The 6,731-nt window shown below is 73.3% G+C and carries 4 protein-coding genes; 1 reads left to right on the top strand and 3 read right to left on the bottom strand.

What is annotated here, in order from left to right; translation table 11 throughout:
• Window positions 1-2,986 (top strand): cell wall-binding repeat-containing protein (locus tag VFW24_16155; protein ID HEX5268301.1); only part of this gene is annotated, 2,986 nt, incomplete at its 5' end.
• 12 nt (window positions 2,987-2,998) lie between these two features.
• Here the strand turns inward: VFW24_16155 and VFW24_16150 are convergent.
• The 3 genes from VFW24_16150 to VFW24_16140 form a co-directional block, all read right to left on the bottom strand.
• A complete protein-coding gene (locus VFW24_16150) occupies window positions 2,999-4,660 on the bottom strand; it encodes a glycosyltransferase family 39 protein (GenBank protein ID HEX5268300.1) in 1,662 nt (553 codons plus the stop codon).
• Window positions 4,661-4,667: 7 nt separating this feature from the next.
• Window positions 4,668-5,681 carry a lysylphosphatidylglycerol synthase domain-containing protein gene (locus VFW24_16145; protein ID HEX5268299.1) on the bottom strand — a complete coding sequence of 338 codons (1,014 nt, stop codon included), beginning with the start codon at window positions 5,679-5,681 and terminating at the stop codon, window positions 4,668-4,670.
• Window positions 5,678-6,731: glycosyltransferase family 4 protein (locus VFW24_16140; protein ID HEX5268298.1), on the bottom strand; the 1,054-nt coding region annotated here is incomplete at its 5' end. The genes VFW24_16145 and VFW24_16140, both read right to left, overlap by 4 nt.

The following is a 6,731-nucleotide window of genomic DNA, read 5'->3' as shown; positions in this document are numbered from 1 at the left end:
CACGTCGGGCCAGCTCACCGCCGCCCATTTCGAGCTCTTCAACGCCACCATCTCCGGGGTGGTCAACGTCAAGGACCTCAAGATCGACTACGCCCCCGACAGCGGGACCTACACGGGTGTCATCGACGCCGTCATCCCCGGCGCCCAGTTCGCCATCGGCGGTGGGGTCGAGTTCGAGCACAACGCCTTCAAGATGGCGACGCTCTCGGTCACCGGCGACATCCCGATCGGTGGCGTCGTCTACCTCGAGAGCGGGAGCGTGACTCTCGGCGTCGATCCGCTGGTCGTGAGCGGCACAGTCGGCATGGCGATCGGCGCCCCGCCGGTTCCAGGGATCCCCGATCTCCTGAGCGCCCAGGGGACCCTCACCTACTCCGCCGCCGACGGGCAGAACCCGTCGAAGTGGCACCTCGGGGTCAAGCTGAGCGTTCTCCAGAAGTTCGAGCTGGCCCACGCCACGGCGGATCTCGTCAACGGCAACGAGTTCGGCATGGACGTCGGCCTCCAGCTGCCTCCCCCCGGCTACAACTGGCCGGTCAGCGGGAACGCCGATCTGTCGGGCTGGGCCACGCCGTCGGGCTTCTCGCTCTTTGCCCAGGCGCAGATCACCGTGCTCGGATGGCACCCCACGGCCACGATCCTGGCCAACAACCAGGCTCTCCAGGCCTGCGGGGACACGGGCATCGGCATCAAGGCCGGGTTCAGGTACACGTGGTCGGGACAGTTCACCCCGTTCTTCCCGTCGTGCGACGTCTCGAGGCCGGTCCGGCCCTTCGCCACGGCGCAGCTGGCCCGCCTGCTGAGGGCCAACGGGGATCCGGCCACGCCGAGCTTCACCGCCGCCGCCGGTGACACCGCCCTGGCCGGGTCCGTGCCCGGTGAGGGCGGCCTGCCGAGCTTCACCCTGACCGATCCCGACGGCAACTCCGTCGACATCCCCGCCACCACGCCGTCCGGCACCCTCCTCGACCTGGGCGCGTCGCGGGTGTTCGTGCTCGAGGACGCTCCTGACGGCCTGACCGACTTCATCGTGTCCGACCCGGTGGCCGGCACCTACACGACCACGCCCGACGACGGCTCGCTGCCGCTGGGTGCGGCCAACCAGTACGCGGTGACAACCGCACCCACGGTCTCGGGATCGGTGACCCCGGGGGCCGGCGGGAACACCCTGTCGTGGTCGGCCAGCAACCTCAACGGCGACAGCGTCGAGTTCGTGCAGCGCGGTACGTCGGCCACCACCCAGACGATCACCACGACAACCCAGGCGTCGGGTACCGCGACGTTCACCCCGTCCGACGGCCCGGCGGGGACCAGGACCGTCACCGCGGTGATCACCGACGCCAACGGGGTCCCGGTCTCCCAGACCGATATCGCCACGTTCGACGCACCGGCGCCGGCGGTGCCCGGCGCGCCCGCTGGTCTGGCGCTGGGAGCCGGCGGCTCCGAGCTGACCTGGTCGGCTCCGGCCGGCGACGGCGGCAGCCCGATCACCGCCTACAAGGTGTTCGCGGGCCAGTCGCTCCTGGCGCTGACCGCCCCGGGGGAGCTTTCGACCGACATCAGCGGAGTCCCGGCCGGCACCTCGCTCACCGTTGTGGCGACCAACGCCGTCGGGGACGGCCCGGCATCGCCTGGGCTGGTGAGAGCCACGGGCGACGATTCGTCCCCGGTTCCCGGTGTGTCCGGCACGGCGTCCTCGGATCCCTCCGGCTCCAAGCCCGGTCCCGGGCTCCCCGAGGTGGTCACGGTGGTGTCGCCCGCCGGCGGGCCGATCCAGATCACCAAGAACGCAGGCGGGGGGAACGTGCCCGCCGGGTACGTGCCTCTGGGCGCGGGCGCCACCATCGTGGCTCCGCCGTCGACGGCCGACCACCCCATCACCCTCACGTTCTCGGTGGCCGCCAACCTGATCCCGGCCGGCGTCACCCCTGACGAGCTGACCGTGGTGCGGGACGGGACGGTGGCCCCGCCCTGCGCGGCGGGGACCACCAAGTCGGACCTGTGCATCCAGTCGGTCACGGTGAAGGACGGGGTGGCCACCATCACCGTTCTCAGCGCCCACGCCTCGAGCTGGCAGGTGGTGGCCGCCACGACTGACCGGATTGCCGGGGCCGACCGGGTGGCCACGGCCATAGCCGTGTCGAATCAGGCGTTCCCGTCCGGGGGAGCGGGAGGCGTGGTGATCGCCAGGTCCGACGACTACGCCGACGCGCTGGCCGGCGGCCCGCTGGCCGGCGCCCGCCACGCCCCCCTGCTGATCACGCCCGGATCGGCGCTGGACCCGCGGGTGCTGGCCGAGTTGACGAGGGTGGCTGCGCCCGGAACCACGGTGTATCTCCTCGGGGGCACCGGAGCGATGGCCCCGTCGGTGGCCGACGCGGTCACGGCGGCCGGCTTCAAGGTGGTCCGGATTGCCGGCGCCGACCGCTACGGCACGGCGACGGCGGTGGCCGATGCCCTGGGTGACCCGGGCACGGTGTTCGTGGCAACCGGCGACAACTTTGCCGACGCCCTGTCCGCCTCGGACGCCGCCGTGGGCCGGGGGGCGGTGCTGCTGAGCTCGGGATCGACCCTGCCGGCCGCCACTTCCGGCTACCTGGCCGCTCACCGGCCCGGCACCGTGTACGCCATCGGGGGGCCGGCGGCCCAGGCGCTCCGGACAGTGGCAACGGCCGGCCTGGTCGGGTCCACCCGCTACGGCACGGCGGTGGCCGTGGCCCAGAGGTTCTTCCCCGGAGCCAAGGCCGTGGGCGTCGCCAGCGGCGTCAACTTCCCTGACGCCCTGGCCGCCGCCCCCATGCTCGGTGCGGCCGGGGAGCCGCTCCTCCTCACCGATCCCTCCGGGCCCCCGGCCGAGCTCAAGGCCTACCTGGCCTCGGCCGGCATCACCCAGGTCCACGTGTTCGGCGGGCCCGCGGCCGTGGGGTACAGCCCCCACGCGACCGGCACCCGCGCCCGGGCCCACGGTCGGTCACGCACCCCGTGACCAGGTCGTGGGTCACTGGGCCGGGTTCCAGACGAACACGGGCCGGGCGCCGATGTCGGAGGGCGTGACCTTCCGCGCCGGCTGGATCACGTCCACCAGCCCGACCCGGTGGTACTGGTAGGCGATGGCGTGGGCCTGTAGGTAGTGGACGATCTGGCTCTCGGGGAACCCGAGATCGCTCACCCCGAACTGGACCGTGGCGGCCTTCTCGGCCTGCGGGTTGACGTAGACCCATGCCGGGTCCGGTGAGGCGTTGACGGCGTCGTAGGCCCCCCGCCAGCGGATGTCGTCGATCTCGGTCATGGTGATCCGGCCCGCGGACAGGAACATCACGTCGTAGGAGATCCAGTAGGTGGCGTAGGCGTCGCGCACGTGGAGGGCGTCGAGGTCGACAATGACCTGCCGGGTGCCGCGGTTCGGGTCGGGCCCGAAGGTCGTGAGGGCCGACCACGACCCGAGGGCGTGAGCCTGGGAGAGGTTGAACGTGGCCGCCACGGTGGCCGCGGCCGCCAGCCCGGCGGCCAGCTCGAGCCCGGTGGCGGCGTACGGCGCCAGGCGGGCCAGCCCGGACAGGAGCAGCGCCCCGCCGCCCACGAGCACCAGGACGATCATCGGTGCCAGAGGGGCGCCGTAGCGACCGTCGTTCCAGAACCCGTTCGGGGGGAAGGCGGCGTACAGGAACGGGAACGCGACGATGCCGGCCACCAGGAAGCGGGCCCGGGGTTGCCACCAGAAGGCGGCGATGGCGGCGGCGATCAGCAGCTCGACCGCGACGGCGTCGAGGCCGCGCGCGATGGGGGGCCGGAGGATCCACTGTCCCGCCCCCTCGGCCCGGAGCCCGAGCAGCATCGGCGCCACCTTGGCGGCAAAGACGTGCAGGCGGGTCCCGTACGACGTGTGTGACGTCGGCTCGGTGAGGGACAGGAAGCCGTCTTGGATGTTGGTGTACAGCCACGGCAGGGCGCCGATGACGCCGCCCACCGCCGCCCGGGCCACCCGTCGCCACACGTCCGGATCGCGGTCGCGCAACTCCCGCCCGTGCCGGAGGACCAGGAGGACGCCGGCCGGCGCCAGGTAGTAGACGATCTCGGGCGAAGACCACCAGCCCGCCCCGGCGGCGAGCCCGAGGAGCAGCCAGTCCCGCCGCGACCCCGGACGGGAGCGGTAGGCCACACGCGCCGCCAACAGGAGCACCAGGAGTCCGCACACGAACGTGGCCTGCCGGAACCCCGACTCGCGTGTCGACAGCCACATGTTGTTCTCGGGCCAGACCCACGCCACGGCCCCCGCCAGCGCCGCCACGGCCCGGTTCCAGAACACGAGCAGGCCCACGCGCCACACGAGCAGGCAGGAGACGCCGGCAAGGACGGCGGGGACGGCGTTGAGGGCTATCGGGTTGTTCCCGAACACGAGAACGAACGGGGCCATGGCGTAGGGCTCGATCCCCCCGTACTGGCCGCCCCAGAAGAACGTGTAGAAGTGGCCGTGCAGGATCTGGCGCGCCATCAGGCCGGCGTTGGCCTCGTCGGCGTTGAGCGGGGCGTGCCAGAGCATCCACACCCGGGCCACCACGCCGACCAGTACGAGGAGCGCGACCGCCGGCTGCCACCAGGCGACCGGGGCCGGGGCGGGCTCCCCGACCCGCCGGCGCCGGACCGCCGCTCCCACGGTCACCGCCCGGTCAGACCGGACGACGGCGGCTCACCAGCACCGATCCGATCACCCAGGGCAGCTCCACAGTGAGATCCCACACCCGCAGCGTGAGCGCCATGGCGGTGGCGTTGGCGGCGCCGAAGCGGTGCTCGAGCAGCGCCACCAGCACCCCCTCCCGGACCCCGATGCCGGCCGGCGTCACCCCGACCAGGCCGGCCACCGCCGCCAGGTTGGTGGCGCCGACCAGCAGGGCCAGGTCGGAGAGGTGGACGGGCAGCAGGGCCCGGGCGTACAGGACGAAGACCACGGTCTTGACGATCAGGCTGAGCCCGATGGTGAGGACCGCCTTGGCGAGCGGTTGTGACCGAGGGGGCTGCTCGGACCGGGTGAAGCGGACGACGAAGCGGGCCAACCGGCTCCGCGGCGCCTGGCCCCACCGCGCCCGTCCGGCCAGGTGCAGGGCGACCGGCACGGCGACGATCCCGGCCAGGCCCCCGATCGCCACCGGGATCACCGGCTGGTGGCCTCCCGCGGCCAGAAGAGCGCCGGCCCCGAGCGCGCACCACGCCGCCAGGAGGGCGCCCTCGGCCGCCATGGTGGTGACCGACAGGGCCCGGGGAACGCCGTGGCGGGCCGCCAGCACGGCCCGGCTGGCCACCGCGGCCAGGCCGGTGGGGAGGTACCGGCTGGCCTGCGCCAGGGACCAGAGACGGACGACGACCGGGACCGGCACCTGGTGGCCGTAGGCGGCGAGCATCTGCGACCACGCCACGGCGAGGAGGGGGAACGACGCCAGTGCCAGTGGCCATGCCCCGATCAACCACGCCGGCCGGATGTCGAACGACAGCGAGGAGACGCCGCTGATGGCGTGGTAACAGACGACGCCCAGGGCGGCCACCACCGCGACGGAGAACGCGACACGCAGGATGCGCAGGGCGCGAGCCGAGAGGAATTGCTTCCGGGCGGCACTCTCGGGGTCCGGCCCCACCGCGGCCTCCCCGGGCGGAGCGCTGTCGCGGCCGCCGGCCTCGTCGATGCTCAACGCCTGACCATCGGGCGCTGCGCCGCCTCCACCACCAGGTCGACGATGCGGCCCATGTTCCGGCGGCCGTCGTACTCCTCCTCGGCCTTCCGGCGCGCCGCCGCACCCAACCGGCTGCGCAGCCCCGGATCCCCAACCAGCTGCCGGAGGGCGAGGGTGAGGGCGCGGCCGTCCTCCGGGTCGACGACCAGCCCCTCCACTCCGTCGGTGACCATCTCGGGCAGGGCACCGACCGCGGTCGTGACGACGGGCAGCCCGGACGCCATGGCTTCGACCACGGCATGGCCCCACGTGTCGGCGCGGGTGGGCAGCACGAAGACGTCGGCTCCGGCGTAGAGCCGGAGGAGCTCGGGGTGGTCCGGGGTGAGGCCGCGGTGGACCCGTACCCGCTCGGACCCGGGGAGATCGGCGGACGTCACCACGTCCAGCTCGCACCGGGCGGGGAGGTCTTCGAATGCGCGCAGGAGGGCGGGCCCGCCCTTGCGCGCGAAGTCGCCTCCCACGAAGAGGAGTCGTACTCGATCGGGCGTCCGGTGGGGTGGCACCGGGAACCGCTCGAGGGGCACGCCCGGGGGCTGGACCACGATGCGGTCGGGCCGGACGCCGTAGTCGGACACGAGCGAGCGCCGGACCCAGTGGCTCCACGCCACCACGACAGCGGCGTCGGCCAGCGCGGCCCGGGCCAGGCTGGTCTTGGCCGCCTCCAGGGGCGCGGGTCCGACCCGGTGCCCGTATCCCGCGCCGATCTCGTCGACATTGGCCGGAGTGGCATCCAGCGAGATGACCGAAGGCACCCGGCGCAGCCACCGCCGGCAGAGGAGCGCGGGCGCCACGGTGTGGAAGAAGAGAGCGTCGGGGGACACCACTGACCGGTCCAGGAGCCGCCGGGTCCGCAGCGCGGCCCGCGCCGTCCAGATGCGCGAGAAAGGCGGGAGTCGCTCCACGGCACCCTGCGGCTCCGGGTCGAGGAGGAACCATCGGGTTTCGAGGTCCGACCGGCCGGCTGCCGTCTCCTCGAGGCGCCGGGAGAAGGCCACGTGACCGACGGTC

It is taken from the genome of Acidimicrobiales bacterium, assembly GCA_036273495.1.
Taxonomy (GTDB): Bacteria; Actinomycetota; Acidimicrobiia; order Acidimicrobiales; family JAJPHE01; genus DASSEU01.
Note: the sequence above shows the minus strand (reverse complement) of the source record. Positions and strands in the feature narration are given on the sequence as shown.